Annotated in this window: 18 protein-coding genes and 1 pseudogene; 11 read left to right on the top strand and 8 right to left on the bottom strand. The window is 70.7% G+C overall.

Annotation, left to right across the window (positions count from 1 at the left end; all coding sequences use genetic code 11):
- Positions 1-58: 58 nt before the first annotated feature.
- Genes FrCorBMG51_RS06950 through FrCorBMG51_RS06940 form a run of 3 tightly spaced genes read right to left on the bottom strand, consistent with a single transcriptional unit; the run spans position 59 to position 1768 of the window.
- Positions 59-730: a histidine phosphatase family protein gene (locus tag FrCorBMG51_RS06950; protein WP_052914433.1), complete on the bottom strand. Its 672-nt coding sequence runs from the start codon at positions 728-730 to the stop codon at positions 59-61.
- Positions 727-1533, bottom strand: coding sequence for a CbtA family protein (locus FrCorBMG51_RS06945; RefSeq protein WP_047222261.1), 807 nt, complete (start codon positions 1531-1533; stop codon positions 727-729). Before FrCorBMG51_RS06945 ends, FrCorBMG51_RS06950 begins: the two co-directional genes overlap by 4 nt.
- Before the next feature lie 13 nt (positions 1534-1546).
- On the bottom strand, positions 1547-1768 hold the full coding sequence (locus FrCorBMG51_RS06940) for a CbtB domain-containing protein (RefSeq protein WP_047222260.1): 222 nt from the start codon (positions 1766-1768) through the stop codon (positions 1547-1549).
- A gap of 716 nt (positions 1769-2484) precedes the next feature.
- On the opposite strand from FrCorBMG51_RS06940, the gene FrCorBMG51_RS06935 reads away from it, so the two are divergent.
- Complete coding sequence (locus tag FrCorBMG51_RS06935) at positions 2485-3138, top strand: ester cyclase (RefSeq protein ID WP_047222259.1); 654 nt, start codon at positions 2485-2487, stop codon at positions 3136-3138.
- Positions 3139-3210: 72 nt separating this feature from the next.
- Here the strand turns inward: FrCorBMG51_RS06935 and FrCorBMG51_RS06930 are convergent, their stop codons facing one another.
- Both FrCorBMG51_RS06930 and FrCorBMG51_RS06925 read right to left on the bottom strand, forming a co-directional pair.
- Entirely contained in the window at positions 3211-4431 is a 1221-nt protein-coding gene (locus tag FrCorBMG51_RS06930; RefSeq protein ID WP_086055297.1) for a cytochrome P450, read from the bottom strand.
- 248 nt (positions 4432-4679) lie between these two features.
- Positions 4680-7357: pseudogene (locus FrCorBMG51_RS06925) on the bottom strand (HAD-IC family P-type ATPase).
- A gap of 481 nt (positions 7358-7838) precedes the next feature.
- Here FrCorBMG51_RS06925 and FrCorBMG51_RS06920 point away from each other — a divergent pair.
- From FrCorBMG51_RS06920 to FrCorBMG51_RS29415, 8 genes are all read left to right on the top strand, one after another.
- Positions 7839-8717, top strand: coding sequence for a LysR family transcriptional regulator (locus tag FrCorBMG51_RS06920; protein ID WP_047222258.1), 879 nt, complete (start codon positions 7839-7841; stop codon positions 8715-8717).
- Positions 8718-9239: 522 nt separating this feature from the next.
- Entirely contained in the window at positions 9240-10232 is a 993-nt protein-coding gene (locus tag FrCorBMG51_RS06915) for a PDR/VanB family oxidoreductase (protein WP_047222257.1), read from the top strand.
- A 518-nt stretch (positions 10233-10750) separates the two neighbouring features.
- On the top strand, positions 10751-11929 hold the full coding sequence (locus FrCorBMG51_RS06910; protein ID WP_047222256.1) for an ABC transporter ATP-binding protein: 1179 nt from the start codon (positions 10751-10753) through the stop codon (positions 11927-11929).
- 268 nt (positions 11930-12197) lie between these two features.
- The gene (locus tag FrCorBMG51_RS06905; protein WP_157180421.1) at positions 12198-13472 is read left to right on the top strand and encodes an extracellular solute-binding protein; all 1275 of its coding nucleotides are present in this window, start codon (positions 12198-12200) and stop codon (positions 13470-13472) included.
- A gap of 40 nt (positions 13473-13512) precedes the next feature.
- Positions 13513-14493 carry a metallophosphoesterase gene (locus FrCorBMG51_RS06900; protein ID WP_235433383.1) on the top strand — a complete coding sequence of 327 codons (981 nt, stop codon included), beginning with the start codon at positions 13513-13515 and terminating at the stop codon, positions 14491-14493.
- Positions 14484-15431 carry a carbohydrate ABC transporter permease gene (locus FrCorBMG51_RS06895; RefSeq protein ID WP_047222255.1) on the top strand — a complete coding sequence of 316 codons (948 nt, stop codon included), beginning with the start codon at positions 14484-14486 and terminating at the stop codon, positions 15429-15431. The genes FrCorBMG51_RS06900 and FrCorBMG51_RS06895 overlap by 10 nt, the downstream gene beginning before the upstream one ends.
- 564 nt (positions 15432-15995) lie before the next feature.
- Entirely contained in the window at positions 15996-16727 is a 732-nt protein-coding gene (locus FrCorBMG51_RS06885) for an ABC transporter permease subunit (RefSeq protein ID WP_086055296.1), read from the top strand.
- Between the two features lie 208 nt (positions 16728-16935).
- A complete protein-coding gene (locus tag FrCorBMG51_RS29415; protein WP_175648293.1) occupies positions 16936-17097 on the top strand; it encodes a hypothetical protein in 162 nt (53 codons plus the stop codon).
- Between the two features lie 149 nt (positions 17098-17246).
- Here the strand turns inward: FrCorBMG51_RS29415 and FrCorBMG51_RS30760 are convergent, their stop codons facing one another.
- Entirely contained in the window at positions 17247-17426 is a 180-nt protein-coding gene (locus tag FrCorBMG51_RS30760) for a hypothetical protein (protein ID WP_235433382.1), read from the bottom strand.
- Between the two features lie 282 nt (positions 17427-17708).
- On the opposite strand from FrCorBMG51_RS30760, the gene FrCorBMG51_RS06875 reads away from it, so the two are divergent.
- Complete coding sequence (locus FrCorBMG51_RS06875) at positions 17709-17972, top strand: hypothetical protein (RefSeq protein ID WP_047222252.1); 264 nt, start codon at positions 17709-17711, stop codon at positions 17970-17972.
- Positions 17969-18385 carry a type II toxin-antitoxin system VapC family toxin gene (locus FrCorBMG51_RS06870; protein WP_047222251.1) on the top strand — a complete coding sequence of 139 codons (417 nt, stop codon included), beginning with the start codon at positions 17969-17971 and terminating at the stop codon, positions 18383-18385. The genes FrCorBMG51_RS06875 and FrCorBMG51_RS06870 overlap by 4 nt, the downstream gene beginning before the upstream one ends.
- Positions 18386-18414: 29 nt before the next feature.
- On the opposite strand, the gene FrCorBMG51_RS30755 is transcribed toward FrCorBMG51_RS06870, so the two are convergent.
- A complete protein-coding gene (locus tag FrCorBMG51_RS30755; protein WP_235433381.1) occupies positions 18415-19563 on the bottom strand; it encodes a C45 family autoproteolytic acyltransferase/hydrolase in 1149 nt (382 codons plus the stop codon).
- Between the two features lie 145 nt (positions 19564-19708).
- Positions 19709-20323, bottom strand: a complete 615-nt coding sequence (locus FrCorBMG51_RS06860) for a GNAT family N-acetyltransferase (RefSeq protein ID WP_200902357.1) — start codon at positions 20321-20323, stop codon at positions 19709-19711.
- Position 20324 lies beyond the last annotated feature (1 nt).

Genomic DNA, 20324 nt, shown 5'->3' with positions numbered 1-20324 from the left:
CACTGATCACGAGACACTCCCCGTCGTGGGCGTCGGCCGGCTTCCGGGTTGCTGGGTTTCACAGCGGTAGGCAGGCATGTCGCAGGGTCCACAGCATGCTTCCCGTGCCAGCTTTGCCGCCCGCGTGCCCGGGTGGGGTGGGGGTGGCTGGCAGGCGGCCGTGCAGGAGGGTCGCGGACAGTGGTGGGACGTCGACGCGCCAGAACACCTCCGGTGGCGATCGCAGCGCCGTGACCAGCACGGCCCGGACGACCGCCGGGTGGGTCACGGCGATCACGTTCTCCGGGTCGGTGGCACGGGCGGCCAGCCATGCCGCGACGCGGTCGAGCAGGTCCACGACGGATTCGCCGCCGTGCGGTGCCGCGACCGGGTCCTCGGTCCACAGCCGCAGGTCCGCGGGGCTGATCTCGTCGAGCGAGCGGCCCGCCCAGGCGCCGACGTCGAGGTCGCGCAGGGCGGGATCGGGCGTGGCCGACAGGCCCAGCGCCTGAGCTGTCTGACGGGTGCGCAGGGAGCGGTCGCACCAGGCCCGCCCACCGCGCAGCGCCCGTCCGGAGGGGGTGCGCGATGTACCCGACGTGTGCGTCATGTGCGATGTGGCCACGGCGGCGGCCCGACGGGCTTCGGCGTCGTCGATGGTGTCGTCGTCGACGCCGAAGCGCGCCGCTCGCACGGCGGCGGTCCGGGCGTGGCTGACCAGGGTCAGCCGCAGCGGTCCGCCCGCGCTCACGCCCCGGTGGCGACCGGTGATCCGCCCGAGGCCGTGGGGGCCTCCCCCGCCGCCAGCGCCGGCACCGGCGCCGGCGCGGCACCCGGTGTCCGGACCGGTGCGGGACGGTTGGCGCGTTCCGTCAGGGCGCCGAAGAGCAGCCCGACGGTGGCCCACAGTGTCGCCTGGATCGCCAGGGAATCGACCCGGAACCGCCACAGCACGTCCGCCGGGAAGCCCTCCGGTGTCTCGTCCGCCGCCGGCAGGGCGTAGTAGGCGAGGCCGATGACGACCAGAGCACCGACCAGCGCCAGCAGCGCCGCGTCCCACGAGCCGAACCGGGGGGCGAGCCGCCGGGCGGCCACGAAACCGCCGACGACCACGGCCAGTGAGATCAGCATCGCGGCGAAGTACAGGCTGGTGCGCTCACCGATCGTGTCCGGGTTGCCGACCGCCGGCGGGTTGGCCGGGTACTTCAGGTTGGGCAGCAGGTACATCCCCGCGAAACCGGCGAGGGCCACCAGCCCCGCGGTCGTGCGGGCGCGCAGCGCCCCCAGCCGGCCCTGCGCGACGGCGTAGACGAGGGAGAACAGCCCGCCGACGGCGACTCCGAACGCCAGCAGCCCGGTGAACAGGCCGATGGTGCTCTGCACCGTGCGGGACACCACCTCCGGCTCGGCGACGGCCCCGGGTGCCTCGTGCGCCGACTCGAACGCGATCGCGAGGCCGACCTCGCTCTCCCCGAAGACCTTCGCGACGACGAAGGCCAGGACAGCGGCGACCACGCCGACCAGCATCCCGCGGATCAGCAGCGTGCGAACCATGTCGCGCCCCCGCTCAGTGGCAGGGGAAGCCGAGCAGGTGACGCGCGTCGTGTACGAACTCGTGGACGTTGCTGCCGGCCACGAGCGACACCGCGCCCTGCTCCGCGCCGACGAAGTAGAGCAGGACCAGCGCCAGGAGCGACCCGAAGAGCGCGAACGGGGCCAGTTCACTCAGCGGGATCGTCGGCAACGGCGCCGGGGCGACGGGGGCGTCCAGGACGCTCGGATGTGCCATGGCGGGACCTCCACAGGAATCACGCGTTCCACTCGGGCAGGACTCGTCCCAGCGATGGGTCTGACTTCCGGTGCCGCCTCTGGGGCAGCTCCGGTGACAGTGGCGCGACCGTGCCGGATTCACACCGGCTTCCACCGACTCGAACAGTCTGAGAGAAGCAGCACCCAACCCCGCCGTCAAGCCTGATCTGCCAGATGGCATCCCGGCGTGCCTGTCACGCGCGGGCCGCGCACCTGCGCACAGCGAGGATTCACCTCCAGATTCCGCACTCTTAGCTTCCGAGCGCATACATAGAGCGACCATCGACCTGCGGAACAACCCCGGTCGCCCGCGGCGGGGCGGCGAGATGCCGCCGGCCATGGCGTTTCGCAGGGGCTCCCGGGCGAGCTGCCAGCCCGTCGCCCGCGATGGGCCCGACGGGGCCACCGTCACGACGCGCCAAAGGACTACGGAACAACGTGCCAAAGGGCCTCGGAAAACGGCAGAAAGTCCGGCGTTCCCACGAACATCCCAGGCCGGCCAGACTGTACGCACTACACTGTTCCTTGTATTTTTCCGAGACCTCCGAATCCGACACGAACCGTCTGTGCGAATCACCGGAGAGATATTTTCAACCCGCAACCCGGCACCGGTACGGACCGACAGAAACAACGCAGCAGACCCGGGACAGAAATCCCCGAGGACCTTGACCAGACGGCAGGAACAGGAGGATAGCGGTGAGCGACAGAACCGCCGAGAGCCAGCCGCTGCACGTTCAGGGCCGGGACGCCGTCATTGCCGGCTCCGCCGGCGTCCGATGGCGCGACGGAGCGCCACCGGACTACCGCCACTCCAGGGAGACAATGCCCGGGGAACGCACCCGTCAGCACGCCGAGGGCTCGCTCGCCGACATCGTCGAGAAAGTGGTCCAGGTGTTCGAGATGGAGCTCTCGCACAAAAAGGATCCGGCCCAGTGGGTCAGCATGGTGACCGAGCAGCTGCGGGTCCGGACGAACGGCGGCCCGGCGGCCACCGCCGCCGACCTCGCCGAAAAGGGCAGCTACAACATCCTCATCGGCGAGAACCCCTACTACTCGGCGGACGACGAAACATTCGAGTCCTCTCACGACGTGTTCCACAGAGCATTCCCGGGCGGCTTTTTCTGGGAGGTCCTGGACGTCTACTCGCCACCGCCTGTGATCGCGTTCAAATGGCGGCACTGGGGCACCTTCAGCGGGCCGTACAAGGGAGCGTCCCCGACCGGTGAGCGTATCGAGCTCTTCGGTGTCACCGTGGCGCGCTGCGCGGACGACCTCAGGCTGGTCGAGGTCGAGCACTTCTACGACAACACCGCTTTCCTCAGCCAGCTCGCGGGCGGCCATCCGGTGTGAGATCCTGGGCGCGGCATACACCTGCTCGCATGCCGCGCCCACCCGCGACGGTTCACGGAAACCGCCGCGCCGTCAGATGGCCACCGGCACGCGGGTCCAGCCGCGTTGGACGAATGCCGGACGCCGTACCGGCGTGCCGGCCGGCCGCAGCAGCGGAAAGCGTTCGATCAGGCAACGTACAGCGATCGCCACCTCCACCCGGGCCAGCGGCGCGCCCACGCAGAAATGGACCCCACCGCCGAAGGCGATGTGCGGGTTCGGCTCCCGGCCGATGTCGAACTCGTCGGCCCGCTCGAACACCTCGCCGTCCCGGTTGGCCGAGCCGAGCAGGGCGGCGATCCGTTCCCCCGCCCGGACGACGACCCCGCCGATCTCGACGTCCGCCATCGCGGTCCGTTCGAACAGGTGCAGCGGCGAGTCGAAACGCAGGAACTCCTCGGTCGCGGTGGCGGCGAGCCCCACCGGATGGTCGGCCAGCCGCCGCTGCTGGTCGGGATGGTTCAGCAGGACGACCATCCCGTTGCCGAGGCAGTTGACGCTGGCCTCGTGCCCGGCGTTGAGCAGCACCACCACCGTGGCGACCAGCTCGTCCTCGCTGAGCTGGTCACCGTCCTGCTCCGCCTGGACCAGATGGGTGATCAGATCGTCCTGGGGGGCATGCCGGCGCCGTGCCGCGAGCTTCCGGACGAAGGCGTCGAACTCGGCCGCGGCGGCGCGGGCGGCGGCCTCCGCGGCGGGCGTCCGCCCGTACTCGTTCATCTTCATCATGGCCGCCGACCAGGGGCGCAGCAGGTGCCGGTCGCCGTCTGGGATACCGAGGAGCTCCGCTATGATCATCACTGGCAGCGGTTCGGCGTAGTCGGCGATCAGGTCGAACGGCTCGCCGTCGCGGGCCCTTTCCTCCAGCCCGTCGAGGAGGCCCCCGCACAGCTCCTCGATGTGCGGGCGCAGCCGCTCGATGTTGCTGCGGACGAACGCCTTGCCGAGCAGGCCTCGCAGCCGGGTGTGCTTGGGCGGCTCGCAGCCGAGGACCGAGTCGCGCTCAAGCTGGTTGAACAGCGCCCACAGGTCCTCGGGCTGTCGCGGCGGGTGGATCCTGCCCAGCGCGCGATGGCGCACCACCGCGTCGGCGTCGCGGTACCTGGCGGCCAGCCACATCCCGAGCTGCTCGCTCCACAGCGGGCGGCCGGCCGCCCGCAGCTCGGCGAAGACGGGGTACGGGTCGTGGACGAGCCCGGAGTCGCGGGGGTCGAAACAGTCGGCGCCAGCATCGACCCGGCGGGACAGGACCACTGCCGACTCCTTCCGGGACGGGGCACCACCCCACACGCAACCCCCCACCACCCCGACTATCGAACCAGCGCCGGCCGACACCCGACGGAGAGACCGCCGCCTTTTCCCGCACCACACGTGCGTGGTTGATCACATCACCCGCCAGGGCCGGCCGACAGTCCACGCAAACACACCCAACCCCGGCCCGATTCCATCCCGAGCCCGCACAGGCCCCCGGCAACCAGCTCCGGCCGGGCCGGATCCGGTGATCAGGCCCTGGCCGGGCGGTCGTGGACGGGGTCCTCGGCGCTTACGGGCCAGAAGTGCCCCACCAGCCGCCAGGCGAGCTCCACCAGGGCCATGCCGACCGCGCCGCAGGCGGCCGCCACCGCGACGACGCCAGTGTCCGACGTGTCGAACTCGAAGACGCGCTGCCCCACCGGCAGCAGCAGGCACAGCAGAAAACCACCGACCATGGCGGCCAGCAACACGATCTTCCACCAGGCGTACGGCCGCGCCACCACCGCCAGCACCCATGTGGCGATCATGACAAGTGTGATCACGACAGCGGTGCTGTCCTGCTCGGACGTGCCCTCGCCACCGGAGCGGACGAGCAGGTAGGTCACGAAACTCGCCACCGCCACCACGACACCCGCCGGTACCGCCCGGCGCATGACCCTCGGCACGAACCCGGCCCGGGCCCGCTCGGTGTTGGGCGCGAGCGCCAGGAAGAACGCCGGGACGCCGATGGTGAACCAGCCGATGAGCGTCACGTGCCGGGGCAGGAACGGGAACCTCAGCTGCGCTGCCCCGATCAGGATGGCCAGCAGCACCGAATAGACCGTCTTGGTCAGGAACAGGACGGACACCCGCTCGATGTTGCCTATCACCCGCCGCCCCTCGGCCACGACGTGCGGGAGAGCGGCGAAGGTGTTGTCCAGCAGGACGATCTGCGCGACCGCCCGGGCCGCGGGACTGCCCGAGCCCATGGCCACGCCGATGTCGGCGTCCTTGAGCGCGAGCACGTCGTTGACCCCGTCGCCGGTCATGGCCACGGTGTGGCCGTCGGCCTGCAGAGCCCTGACCATGGCGCGTTTCTGGTCCGGCGCCACCCGGCCGAAGATCGACGCCGCCGCCATCCGCTCGGACAGCGCAGCGGTGTCGTCGGGCAGCGTCCGGGCGTCCACGGGCTGGTCGGCGCCGGCGATCCCGAGCGTGCTGGCGACCGCCGCGACGGACACCGCACTGTCCCCGGATATGATCTTCAGCTCGACGTTCTCCGCGGCGAAGTAGCGCAGGGTGTCGGAGGCATCGTCGCGGATCTTCTGCTCGATGACGAGCAGCGCCACCGGTACCACCGCGCCGGGTGCGCCCGGCGCGTCCACCAGGATGCCGGCCCGGCCGAGCAACAGCACCCGCAGCCCCCGGGAGGCCAGCCGGTCGGCCTCGGTGAGCGCGGAGTGCCCGGGTGGCAGCAGGACGTCGGGCGCGCCGAGCACCCAGTGCCCGTGCCGGCCGAAGCTCGCCCCGCTCCACTTCCGGGCTGAGGAGAACGCCGCGGTCGCCGTCGCGGCCCAGGTGTCCGGGCCGCTCGGGAACGCCTCGGCGACCGCTGCCAGGCTCGCGTTGGGACGCGGGTCGGCTGCGGCCAACGCCCGCAGCGCCTCGCCGACCTCGCGCACCTCGCCGGCCGCCCAGCCATCTCCGGCCGCCCAGCCATCTCCGGCCGCCCAGCCATCTCCGGCAGACCCGCCGGTTCCCGCCGTCCCGTCGGCGTCGGCGTCGGCGTCGGCGTCGGCGTCGGCGGGACGGATGATCACATCAGGCCGAGCGGAGCCGTCCGGGGCGGGCTGCCCGTCAGCGTCATCGGCGCCGCCGGCCGGGCCCGTCCCGATGGACGCGCGCAGCAGACGCACCTCGGTCAGCCGCATGCGGTTGTCGGTGAGGGTGCCGGTCTTGTCCGCGCACACGACGCTGACCCTGGCCAGTCCCTCGATGGCGGGCAGCTCCTGCACCAGGCACTTGCGGCGCCCCAGCCGGATGACACCGATCGCGAACGCGACGCTGGTGAGCAGGATGAGCCCTTCGGGGACCATGGGGACGAGCGCGGCCACCATCCCGCGCACCGCGTCGTCCGGGTCGGCGTCGTCGAGCCGGAACTGACTGAAGATCGTCAACGCGCCGGCGGGAATGATCAGAAAGGTGACGAACGTCAGGATCCGGTCGATGCCGCCACGCAGCTCCGAACGCACGAGCGTGAACCGGCTGGCCTCCTCCGCCNNNNCCGGCTGGCCTCCTCCGCCAGCCGGGCGGCATAGGCCTCCCGACCGACCTTGGTCGCACGGAACACCCCGGTCCCGGCCACCGCGAAGCTGCCGGACATGACGGGATCCCCGGGGCTCTTGTCCACCGGGTCGGCCTCACCGCTGAGCAGCGACTCGTCGATCTCCAGCCCGTCCGCGGCCAGCACCACCCCGTCGACGACGACCCGGTCGCCGGGCCCGAGCTCGATGACGTCGTCGAGCACGACCTCGCTGGCGGAGATCTCGACCGCCCGGCCGTCCCGGCGGACCCGGGGCCGGGCCTCACCGATGATCGCGAGCCGTTCCAGGGTGCGTTTGGCCCGCACCTCCTGGACGATGCCGATCGCGGTGTTGACCACGATGATCAGCCCGAACAGGCCGTCGGGAACGACCGGCCCGATCACCACGATGACGGCGAAGAGCGCACCGATGATCGCGTTGAACCGGGTCAGGACGTTGGCCCGGACGATCTCGGCGACCGAACGGCTCGCCCGAACCGGAACGTCGTTGGTGCTGCCCGCCGCGATGCGCGCGGCCACATCCGCGGCGGTCAGGCCATCGTCGAGCCTGACAGCGGACTCCTGCGGAAGATCGACCGTTGCCACGGCAACGAGGCTATCGAGACAGTGGCCGACACCACGCATGCTCCCGCCCCGGATGCGGTCATGCCGTGCCCCCGGATCAGCTTCCGGGCCCCTGGGTCTGCTTCCAGCCGCCGTCCACGACGCCCGCGCGGGGACACACGGTCACGCGGGAGCCACTCCGTATTTCGTGTCCCGCGGCGCGCCGCCCGGGACACGAGTGACCATTTCGGGACGGATACGGGCACGCCGGGCGCTCGCCGTCCCGCCATATCCGCCCCGCCATATCCGTGTCACAGTACACGCCACCGTAATACACGGTGTCTGCAATACACACCACCGTAATAAATGTCGCCGCAATATACGTCGCTGTACACGTGCGTATACGCGCTGTTTGTATGCGTATCATGCGCACGCCGCCGTCACACTATTCCCACCGGCGCCCCCGCCAACCGGCCCGACAGTTCTTCCGGACAACACTTACCCGTCACCGCTGGTTAGTCACCGCACGTAGGCTGTGCTGGGTCTGCGGAGGGGAGGCGCGATGGAGTTCCGGCACCTGGTGTCTTTTCTGGCGATAGCGGACGAGCTGCACTTCGGACGGGCCGCGGGCAAGCTCCACCTGGCCCAGCCCTCGCTGAGCCAGCATCTGCAACGCCTTGAACGTGAGGTCGGCGTCAAGCTGGTCGCCCGCACCTCCCACGAGGTTCGGCTGACCCCGGCGGGCGTCGCGTTCCAGGCCGAGGCGAAGCGGATCCTCGACCAGGCGAGCCGGGCCGTGCAGGCGGCGCGGGACGCCGCCGCCGGCCGCGCCGGCACGATCAACATCGGCTACAACTTCCCGGCCGGCCAGCGCATCCTGCAGCCGACCCTGTTACGGCTGAACAACACCCACCCCGGGCTGACCGCCCACCTGTGGGAAAGGCGCACCGGTCCCCAGCTCAAGGGCCTGCTCAGCGGCGAGCTCGACATCGGCTTCATCTTCGGGCTGCCACCCACCAGCGACCTGCGTTCCCGGGAGGTGCTGCGGCTGCCGCTGGTCGCCGTGGTCGGAGAACAGCACGACTGGGCCTGCCGGGAACAGGTGTCGTTTCGCGAGCTACAGAACCAGGCCTGCATTCTGTTCAGCCGCACCCAGTCACCGGCGATGTACGACACGATCGTCACCACGGCCGAACGGGTCCGGATCAGCCTGCGGGTCGCCGCCGAAGTCGACGACCCGGGCGCGACCGCCCTCGTGGTCACCACCCGCCCGCTGGTGGGGTTCGCCTCGGTCGAACGAGCCCGCCGGACGAGAGGGCCGGTCGCCATCCCCCTCGTCGACCCGATCCCGATGCTCTCCGTGCACGTGGTGTGGCGGCCGCAGCGGAGCAAGGTCGTCGACGCCCTGCTGGACGCCCTCGACGAGGCCGGGCCCTTCTGACCGGCCGCCCGGCCGTCGAGCCTGATCCACCCGGCGGACGCCACCGGCGCCGCGAAACACCTGACCGGACCACCCGCCCCTTTGATCGCACCGTCCTCGACCGGACTCGCCGGCGGCGGCCCACACCGATGTGAAAACGACTCGAAGAACGACGGCGCCGCTTTTGGCCAAGCTGCCAGAAATAGCCTTCGGCGACGCATGTGAGCCCCGGTCGTGGTTATTGGAAAATCCAATCGCCCGAGTTGATTTTCCGTCTGTCGGCGACTTCTCCGGCCAGTCGGGAAATCAGTTGCGAAGATGTGGCCAGGCCCTGCGCCACGGGTGGTCCTACCGATAGAATTCGATGATGACCCGCCCGTTCGACCGACGTGCCGATCGCTGTTTCGGGCAGCTCGCTGTTTCGATCGACGTGCCGGCCAGCGGCCGGGACGGCGGATTTGCCGCCCAGAACGCGGACCCGGCAGGACGCCGGGAACCTGTACGTCCATTCCGACACGCCCAGAACTCCGCCGGAGGTCGGTCATGCCCGCCCCAGCATCCCACGATCAGTCGACCACGGTGCCAGCACCATCGGCCACCGCATTCCTGACCGTCGTCAGCAGGACCGTCGAGGCGGACGACGTCGTTTCCCTCGTCCTCGCCGATCCCGGCGGGCGGCCGCTCGCCCCGTGGGCTCCCGGCGCGCACGTCGACGTCGTCGCCGGGCCCGGGCGCGTCCGGCAGTACTCGCTGTGCGGCGATCCGGCCGACCGCGCGACCTGGCGTATCGCGGTCCTGCGCGAGGCGGCCGGCCGGGGCGGCTCGGTGTACCTGCACGACGAGGCCCGCGCCGGGTCGACGCTGGAGGTGGGGGCGCCGCGCAACAACTTCCCCCTGGCCGACGCCGGGCGTTACGTCCTGATCGCGGGCGGGATAGGGATCACACCGCTCCTCCCGATGATCGCCGAGCTGGCCGGGCGCGGCGCCGACTGGACGCTGCTCTACGGCGGGCGGCAACGAACGAGCATGGCGTTCCTCGCCACGCTGTCCGCCCACGGCGACCGGGTCGTCGTCCACCCCGAGCAGGAGCACGGGCTGCTGCCGCTCGACACCGTCCTCGCCCGGCCCGAGGAGGGCACGGCCGTCTACTGCTGCGGCCCGGAGGGCCTGCTCAGCGCGGTCGAGGCCGCCTGCGGCAGCTGGCCGTCCGGCGCCCTGCACGTCGAACGCTTCCGGCCCCGGGAGCCGGCCGGCGACGCCGCCGCGGACACCGCCTTCGACGTCCTGATCGCCAGCACCGGGCAGCGGGTACGGGTGGCCGCGGGCCGCAGCATCCTCGAGGCGCTCGAACGCGCCGGCCTGGACATGCCCTCCTCGTGCCGCGAGGGGACCTGCGGCAACTGCGAGACCCGGTTCGTCGAGGGCGAGGTCGACCACCGCGACTCCGTGCTGAGCCCGCAGGAGCAGCGCGACGGGGACGCCATGATGATCTGCGTCTCCCGGGCCCACGGCGACCAACTGGTCCTCGACCTCTGACCCGGAACATCCAGCCCGGGTCAGAGGTCCCGGGGCATCCGGCCCGGCCTGCGGCGGTGCGGGCAGCGTGGGTTGTATAGGCGATATGGGTGATATAGGCGGTATGGCAACAGCCGCGGGCGGGCGTTGGGCGGCCCCGCCGACGCGGGACGAATTCCGCTGCCGGCCCGCCCGCGCACCTCGGCAGCGGCCGCGGCGGCCATCGATGAATTCTATCGAATAATCAACAACGTCAATCGATGCTGGCCAGCTGGCCTGATCACGACGTTTCACAGCACTTGACGCACCGCAAATTTTCAGCATGTTTCCTTCCCGTACACGGATCCGACGTTGAATTCAGCGGTCCACGGACGATAAGAAGCACTGGCAAAAATTTTCGGGCGGCCACCGGCACCGGGCACGGCCCGAACCGGGGATCCACCTTCCGACTTCCAGACCCACCAGCCCACCCACGGCAGGCAGGGAATACCAGGCCGGTCCGGCACGCCGCCGGGCCGGTACGAAAGGAGAGCCAGGCTGTGAGCCGGATCCAGGTCGAAGGACTGACCAAGCGTTTCGGCGAGGTCGCCGCCGTCGACCGGGTGAGCCTGGACATCAGCCACGGCGATTTCCTCGTCCTGCTCGGCCCGAGCGGATGCGGAAAGTCGACGCTGCTCCGGATGATCGCCGGTCTGATCGAGCCGAGCGGCGGGCGCGTTCTGCTGGACGGCCGCGACGTCACTTTCGCCCCGCCCCGGGAACGCGACATGGCAATGGTATTCCAGAGCTACGCTCTTTACCCCCACCTGACCGTCGAGCGCAACATCGGATTCCCGTTGCGGTCACGTCGCCGGCCACGGGCGGAGATACGCCAGAAGGTACGCGAGGTGGCCGCGCTGCTCGATCTCGCGGAGCTGCTCGACCGCCGGCCGCGGGAGCTCTCCGGCGGGCAGCGGCAGCGGGTCGCGGTCGGGCGGGCGCTCGTCCGTGACCCCGGTGCCTTCCTGATGGACGAGCCGCTGTCCAACCTCGACGCGAAGTTGCGGACGGCAACCCGCGGCCAGCTGCGGGCCCTGCACCACACGCTCGGCTCGACCATCGTCTACGTCACGCACGACCAGGTCGAGGCCATGACCATGGCCACCCGGGTGGCCCTGCTCAACGCCGGCCGGCTTGAGCAGGTCGGCACCCCCACCGACGTCTACGACGAGCCGGCGTCGGTGTTCGTGGCGGGTTTCCTGGGCTCGCCCGCGATGAACCTGCTCCCCGCGCGGATCGAGAGCCGGGCCGGACGCGTCCAGGTGCTCGCCCCCGGCGTCGAGCTGTCGCTGTGGACGGCGGACGACCAGCCCGCCCGCGAGGTGACCCTCGGCGTCCGCCCGGAGCACCTGGTCCTGCTCCCGCCGACCTCCGCCTCCCTCGCCTCCTCGCCCACGTCGACGTCCCCCGTGTTCCGGGGAGTGGTGGAGACGGTGGAGAACCTCGGCGGCGAGGAGGTCGCCCAGTGCGCGGTGGGCGACGCCCGGTTGCTGGCCCGAGGGCCGCGGCCACTCGGCCTGCGTCCCGGCGAACCGGTGGCCTTCGGCGTCCCCGCGGACCGGGTGCACCTGTTCGACCGGGCCAGCGGCCGCCGGCTGGTCTGGCAGCCGGCCAGCGGGGACATCCCCCGCGAGCGCGATCACGTCCATGACTCCGCCGCCGCCGTCGCCGGCTCCTGAGGGCAGGTTCCTGAACGCGTCCACCGTCTGATCACCAGCCTTCGACGTCCCCGCCCTTCTCGAACCGTCCCGCCGTCGGGTCTTTCGAACCTGTCGAAACGTCCGACGCCTTTCCCGGCCCCGGTCCTCGCCGGTGCCGTGTTCATCTCGCTCAAGGAGCATCCCGTGAAAAAACTGCGCCAGCTCGGGGGGCTGGCGGCCGCGCTCACCCTGGCACTGACCGCCGCCGCCTGCGGANGGCTCGAGCGCACCCGCCCAGCCGAGCACCGTGGTTCCCGAACTCCGGCCGGACCAGCAGGTCTCGATCACCTTTGAGAGCTACAACCTGTCACAGGCCGGGGCCTGGACGGACACCTTCACCGATCTGATCAACAGGTTCCAGGCCGCCCACCCCAACATCAAGGTGACGGCTCAGAAGCCCGCGACCGCGACCGCGAGCGGCTACGGGTCGGCCTCGGCCGCCAGCATCCAGCGCCAGATCGCGGCGGGCAACCCGCCCGACGTCGGCCAGCTGGTCTTCGGCGACATCCGGTACGCCGTCAAGGGCCTGGGCGCCACCCCGCTCGACGACGTCGTCGGACGCGACGCCGTGCAGGCGAACTTCGGCGGCGCCCACCCGTTCGCGCCGGCCGCGCGCACCCTCGGTGACGTCGAGGGCAAGACCTTCGCCGTGCCGTTCGTGTTCTCCACGCCGATCCTGTACTACAACGCCAGCCTGTTCACCCAGGCCGGCCTCGACCCGAACAAGCCGCCGACCACCTGGGCGGAGGTGAAGACGGCCGCGCTGGCCATCAAGAGCAAGACCGGCAAGGACGGCGCCTACATCGACTGCCTGACCAAGAAGACCAATGACTGGTGCTACCAGTCCCTGGTCGCCTCCAACGGCGGAACCGTGATCTCCGACGACCAGACCCGGCTCACCTTCGCCGACGCCCCCGCGGTCGAGGCCGTCAGGGTGGCCCAGGACCTGGTCAACTCCGGCGCCAGCCCCAAGCTCTCCCAGGAGCAGGCCTACCCCGCGTTCGCCCGCGGTGAGGTAGGCATGATCCTGGAGAGCAGCGCCGCCGAGGCGGTCTTCCGCAAGGGCGCCACCAGCGCGAACCCGCCGTGGGAGCTGCGGGCCGGCTACGAGCCGAGCTTCGACGGCAAGAAGGTGCAGCCGACCAACTCCGGGGCGGCCCTGCTGATGTTCGCCAAGGACCCGGCCCGGCAGCGGGCGGCCTGGGAGCTCATCAAGTTCCTGACCAGCGACGAGGCGTACACGCAGATCACCAGCAAGATCGGCTACCTGCCGCTGCGCACGAGCCTGCTCGACGACCCGGGCGCCCTGAAGGACTGGGCGGCCAAGAACCCGCTGATCAAGCCGAACATCGACCAGCTCGCCCGGCTGTACCCGACAGCGTCGTTCCCCGGCGACAACTACGTCCAGATCAGGGACGGCATGCTCGAGGCCGTCGAGAAGGTGGTCTACAGCGGGGCCGACCCGCAGTCGACGCTGACCGCGGCGCAGGAGCAGGCGACCAAGCTCCTCCCGAAGGGCTGACGCCGTGCCGTCGGTGCCGACCGTGCCATCGGTGACATCGGTGACGTCCACGCCGCCGGTGCCATCGGTGCCGGCGGCACCGCCGGCCCGGGTGCCACGCCACACCCTGATCCAGTTCAGCGACGTCCACCTCGTCGACGGCGGGGAGCTGCCGCACGGCGGGGTGGACACACACGCGAACCTGGAGTCCGCGGCCCGCGCGGTCGTGGACTCCAGGACCGCGGTGGCGGGCCTGCTGCTGACCGGGGATCTCGCCGACAGCGGCTCCCCCGTCGCCTACCGGCGGCTGCGGGCGGTGGTCGAACCGCTCGCGCGCCACCTGGGCGCCCCGGTCATCTACGCGATGGGCAACCACGACGAGCGGACGGCGTTCCGCCGCGAGCTGCTGGGCGCCGCGCCGACGACCGACGGCCTCTCGACGATCCCGTGCGACAGCGTCCACTGGATCGCGGGCCTGCGGATCGTGGTGCTCGACAGCACCACGCCGGGTTACGACAGCGGCCATCTCACCGACGACCAGCTCGTGTGGCTGCGCGACGAGCTCGCCCGCCCGGCACCGGACGGGACGGTGCTCGTCCTGCACCACCCGCCGGTGCCGTCGCCGATGCTCGTCGTCGAACTGATGACGCTGCGTGAGCCCGACCGGCTCGCGCGGGTCGTGGCGGGCAGCGACGTGCGGATCATCCTGTCCGGCCACGCCCACCACGCCAGCTGCGGCCTGCTCGCCGGCATCCCGGTCTGGGTGTCGCCGGCCACCGCGTTCGGCGCGGACCTGCTCTCGCCCGCGGGCCGGGCCCGCGCGCTGCGCACGGCGGCCTGCAGCCGCATCGACATCTACCCCGACACCGTGGTGGCCAGCGTCGTGACGCTCGCCCCCGCGGAAACCCTCTTCGACAACGACGAGAGCGACATGGCACGACACATCGACCAGGCCGCCATCCAAGCCGCCACCCAGGCCGCCGACCGGAACCCAGCCGCCGGCCGGACGCCGACAGGACAGGGGCGGGCAGCGTGTTCGTAGAGCTCGCTCCCCTCGCGGCGCCCGCCGAGCACGTGGCGGTCGATGCGGCCCGGCCACCGGTGGCGCGCCGGGTACTGCGGGCGCTGCCGCCCTTCCTCTACCTCGCCCCGGGGCTGGGCTGCCTGATCGTGTGGACCTACCGTCCCCTGGTCGAGGCCGTCCAGCTCTCCTTCTACCAGTGGAACCTGCTGCCGACCCGGCCGAAGGTGCCGGTCGGGCTGGACAACTACCAGCAGGTCGTCCAACTCCCCGAGCTCAGGCACTCGCTGTGGCTGACGGTGGCAACGATCGTGTTCCTGCTGCCGTTCTCGGTCCTGCTGCCCACGATCATCTCCCTGCTCACCCGCCGGATCCACGGCCGGGCCGGCGGCGCCTACCGCGCGCTGGTGTTCGCGCCGGTGCTGGTCCCGCCGGTGGCCAGCGCGGCGATGTGGATGTGGCTGCTGGACCCGCGGCACGGGCTGGTGGACCGTATGATCGGCAATCCGGTCAACTGGCTGCACGAACGAGGCCCGGCCCAGCTCGCCATCATCGGCATCACCGGCTGGCACCTGCTCGGGTTCGCCGTCCTCGTCGTCACCGCCGGCCTGGCCAACATCAACGACGAGTACTCGGCCGCGGCCCAGCTCGACGGAGCGACCAGGCGGCAGATCACCCGGTGGATCATCCTGCCGCTGCTGTCACCGACCCTGGTCCTGCTGACCCTCATGACCGTGCTGCTGTCCGGCCAGCTGACCTTCCCGCTGATCGACGCGCTCACTCAGGGCGGCCCCGACGACGCGACGACCAACGCCTACTACCTGCTCTGGGAGTACTGCTTCAAGAGCTTCAACGCGGGTCTGGCCTCCGCCGCCGGCCTGGCCTTCTTCCTGGCCTTCGGCCTGGTCGCCCTCTTCCTGGTCTGGCTGTTCGAAAAACTCAGCTTCCACGACAACTGACCGCCCGGCGGCCATCCACCCGACGACCCACCGCCCAACACCCCACCGCAAACACCCCACCGCAAACACCCCGGCAACCGCGTCCCCCGAACCGCGAAACAACCTCCCGAGAAATGAGTACGAAAGTGGCTGCTACAGCGACCACTTGCTCCCTCATTTGTATGAGCAACGATATTCGGCCGCGGGGCGGGGGTGGGGTTGTGGGGCGGGGAAACGATGTCGCGGGAACTACCGCGAGGACTACGAGGAGTGATTCATGGCCGTCTCCACGCCGGACGCACCGGCGGCAGGCGACGCCGCTGTGCCGCCGCCCGGGCAGCACAGCGGCGGGCAGCATGACGGCAGGAACCGTGACGACGGCGGGAACCGCGGCGGCGGCCGGCACGGCGGCGGAGACCATGGCGGCGGACGCCGCTGGCGCCGGCGCGGCCACCGCGGCCACGGCGGGGCCGGCGGGCNGGCGGGGCCGGCGGGCCGGTCGGCGGCCGGTCACCGCTGAGCTCGTTCGTCGGCCATGCCGTCCTGGCCGTCCTCAGCGTTGCCTGCATCTTTCCGATCTGCTGGATGTACGCGACGTCGCTGCGCCGCCCCGGCGACATCTACGACACGTCGCTGCTGCCCTGGCCGCTGTCGATCGGCAACTACCGGCACGCCGCGGACGTGATCCCGATCGGGCGGATGCTGCTCAACACGTTCGTCGTGGCGTCGCTGACCGCCCTCGGGCAGCTGCTGACCGGCCTGCTCGCCGCGTACGCCTTCACCGCCTGGCGCTTCCGCGGGCAGCGGCTGCTCTACCTGTTGTTCGTGGGGACGTGGCTGGTGCCGTTCCAGGTGACGATGGTGTCCAACTACACGCTGCTGTTCGAGTTCGGCCTGCTGAACACACTCGCCGGAGTGGTCATTCCGACGCTGTGCACGGCGCTCGGCGTCCTGCTGCTGCGCCAGCACATGGAAAGCTTCCCCAAGGAGGTGCTGGAGGCGGCCCGCGTCGACGGCCGGTCGTCCTGGTCGACGCTGTGGACCGTCGTCGTGCCCAACCTGCGGCCGGCGCTGGCGGCGCTGGGCATCGTGCTGTTCATCAACGCCTGGAACGAGTATTTCTGGCCGTCCATGGCGCTCCAGCAGGCGAACTCCATGATCCAGCTCGGGCTGCGCGGCTTCCTCGGCGGGACCGAGGGCAACGACTGGGGCGGGATCATGGCCGCCTCCGGGCTCGCCTGCCTACCGATCTTCGGCCTCTACCTGGTGCTCCAGCGACACATCGTCAACGCCTTCGTCCACTCCGGCCTGAAATAGGACAATCCTGAAGCTGAGTACCAGAATTCGAGGAGTACGTCTGTAGAAAAATACCAACTTCCCCACACCTATAAGGGGCGTTTCTCACACATCGTACGCATGGCGCCTGACATAGTCTGCTTCCACCATTGCCGGTAAGGTGCTCCGGACCGGGCCGGGCCCGATTCCTCGGCCCGGAGCGCCGTCCACACCGATGGATGGAGAGCCGATGGACGGAGAGACGGTCGATCACCTGCCCCTGCGGCCGGCGAACTCCGGCATTTCCACACCGATCGAGTTCTTCGACGACCTGGCCGTGCTCCAACGGGTCGCCGACAGCCTCCGCGCCCTCGACTGGGACCTGCCCCCGGACGACGAGGCCCAGCCGTAGCCCGCTCGCCGGCAGACTGGTAGCCGCGGCCTGTAAGCGCCGCCCACCGGAGGACGGCTGCATCAGGCCGCCACGATATCTGCCGGCGCGGCCGTTGATTCCAGCGGTTCGGCCGCCACGGCGCCACTCCTACCGCAACGCGTGCGTGCTCATGCTGATTCGCGGAAGACGCGTCGGGCTATCTCCTCGACCTGCGCGACGGTCAACACCAGCGCATCAGGTTCGTGCACGGCCCGGGCGAGGATACGCCGGATCAGCGCCGAGGTGGGGATGCGCTCGGTTGCTGCCTGGGCCCTGAGGGTTTCGGCAAGGGATGCGGGTACCCGCACCGACACCACAAGCCTGCTCGTTCTCCAGCGCCTCGGCTCCGGCTGCCTCGGCTTCCTCCACGGCATACTCGGCACGGATGGCATCCCGTCGAGCGCGATCCGGATGGTCGGCCATAACCCACCCTCCCCCTCCCAGACAGTCCCGCAGATCGGCGCCGCGGGTCTTCCACGCGGTGATCCTGGCCTTGTCCATCGAATCGGCAACCACCGTGAGCACGAAACCGACACCCGGAGAGTAACCGACGAGCCAGATCGAGGGGCATCCACGGTAGGATAAGGGGTATGAGCGAGCCTACTCAGAAGTATTCGATCACAATGCCTCGTGACATCGCGGAGGCCGCCCGCGCCCGCAGCGGCCCCTCGGGCCTGTCCGCCTACGTCGCCGCGGCCGTCGCCCGCCAGATCGAACGCGACAACCTCAACGAACTCATCGCGGTCGCCGAGGCCGAGCACGGGCCGATCGGCGACGAGGAGATCCGATCCCGGCGGGATGCCCTGCTACAGGCCCGCGAGCAGCAGCGCTCTTCGGACCCACACGCGGCATGACCCGCTCGGTCGCCGTGCCGGGAGGCACCCTGGTCCTCGACAGTGAAGGACTCGCCAGGGCCATCCAGCGAGACCGCGACGTCACCGGCTGGCTCGCCCTCGCCCGCGCCGACGACATGCGCGTGATCACCAGTGCGGTGACCCTGGTCGAAGTGATCCATCCGCGGATCAGGCGTTCCGCCTTCGCGTGGACCGTGTCCCGGATCGTCGTGGAGCCTGTCACGGAGCCTGTTGCCCGGCATGCGGCCGAGTTACTGGGGGAGACGGGACTACATGGCCACAGATATGCGATCGATGCGGTGCTCTGCGCGACCGCACTCGCCGCCCCTGGTCCAGTTACCGTACTCACCTCGGATCCCGAAGATCTCAAGATGCTGTGCGGTACGGGAGGAGTCACCATTATCAAAATCTAGTGACTACGGGTGGATCGTCGTCCTGGCTGCTACTTCAGGCGGAAGGTTTCGGTGGTGGACAGGGCGGGGTCGCCGGGGCGGAGGTGTAGTTCGCCGAGGGCTGGGAGGAGGACCGCTGCCGCGACGGTGCGTTCTCGGCGGATGTCGCCGTTGCCGGGGACTCGGATGGGTGGGGTGGACAGCAGTGCGAGGTGTTCCTCGGGGTGCGGGCCGAGGGTGGGGAGCGCCGCCGTGGCCGCCGCGAGCCGTCTGACGGAGGAGTTGCGGGCGAAGACGTTGATCTCGTCGTGGGGGGCGAGGTCGGGGTGGAGGAAGTGGTTGGTGTGGACGGTTTGCGGCGCCTGCACGGCCCGCAGTTCGTCGCCGATGATCTCTACCCAGGCGGCCTGGGTGGCGTCGCGGAGCGTCAGTGAGCGGGAGCTGGCCAGCCGCAGGCCGCGCAGGACGTCGAGCGCTTCATCGACGCTCGCCGCCGTGTCGAGCAGGTGCCGGACGGCCAGGTACGGGGGCAGGCCCGCCCGCCAGTCGCCGCCCAGGACGAGGTTGATCCCGACCGCGAGGCCGCGGCTGTTCAGGCCGAGGTAGCCGAGCAGGCCGCCGAAGCTCAGCACGAGCGAGCGGCCGACCGGCGAGGCGACGTCGAGGACGGCGATCTGGTCGTCGAGGTCGCCGCTCAGGTCGACGGTCTGGGCGAGCAGCGGGCCGGCGGCCCCCGGGTAGGTGGTCGCGTAGGTGGTGCAGTCACCCGCGGTGAGGATCTCCTCCGAGATGGGGACCACGGTGGGGATCCCGGTGGGAAGCTCGCCTGAGGCGGGGGTCGCGGTGGGAAGCTCGGTCGGGACCGCGGTGGGGATCGCTGCGGGGGCCGCGGTGGGGATTCGGGTGTAGCCGAGGATTTCGCGTCGCAGTTGGAGCAGCCAGGCCTCGTCCTCGGTCAGGCCGGCGCCGGACGCGAGCCCGGCGACCTCGGCCGCGAGCCGCGGGGTGGCCCGCTCGATCTCCGCGCGGTGGCGGGCGATCGTCGGGCGCAGGCCGTCCAGTGTCACCGGGCCGGGCAGCAGCCGGCCGAGCCGGCAGACGTGGTCGTCCACGAACGACCGCAGCCGCCCCGCCAGCGCCGCCCCGTGGGCCCGCCCCAGCTCCGCCGGCTGCCCGTCCGCCCTGATCAGGATGGTCACTCGACGCCCCCGGACGCGGTCGGGCCGAGCGCTTCCCATCCGTCCACTCCGACTATAACGATCATGAAACGGCCTCCGCAGCGAACATCGCAGGCCGCACGGCAGCCGAGGAGCGCGGCGGAGGATGCTGCCGAGGCGACACCGGTCACGGGCGGATTTTCGGGTGTTCGGTGAGTGTTTTCTTCACGAGCGGCCATTCGTCGGCCAGGACGCTGTAGTAGACCGCGTCGCGGCGGCTGCCGTCCGGCATGGGGTTGTAGCTGCGTAGCACGCCCTCCTCGACGGCGCCGATGTTGCGCAGGCCGCGGCGGGCCTGGGTGTTGCGCACGTCGGTCTTGAACTCCACCCGCAGCGCGCCCAGGCGTTCGAAGGCGTGTTCCAGCAGCAGCAGCTTGGCCCACCGGTTGGTCCCGGTGCCGCGGAAGTCGCGGCCGAGCCACGACCAGCCGATCTCCAGCCGGGCGTCCGGCTCGGAGAGGTTGCCGTAGCTCATGCTGCCCGCGGTCCGGCCGGTGCGCCGGTCGGTGATGACGAAGACGTGCCGCCGGCCGGCGAAGTGGTCGGCGAGGGTGGCGTCGAAGAACGCCTCGAAGTCGGCGTCGGACTCCACCCGGGAGACGAAGTACCGCCAGATGTCCGGGTCGAGGGCGATCGCCCGCAGCGGCTCCCGGTCGGCCTCGGTGACGGGTGCGAGGCGGACGTGGTCGTTGCTCAGGACGGCCGGACCGGCCGTGTGCCAGTCCACCGGGTACCGGGCCACC

It is taken from the genome of Protofrankia coriariae (assembly GCF_001017755.1).
GTDB classification, from domain to species: Bacteria; Actinomycetota; Actinomycetes; order Frankiales; family Frankiaceae; genus Protofrankia; species Protofrankia coriariae.
This window is presented reverse-complemented; position numbering and strand designations above follow the sequence as displayed.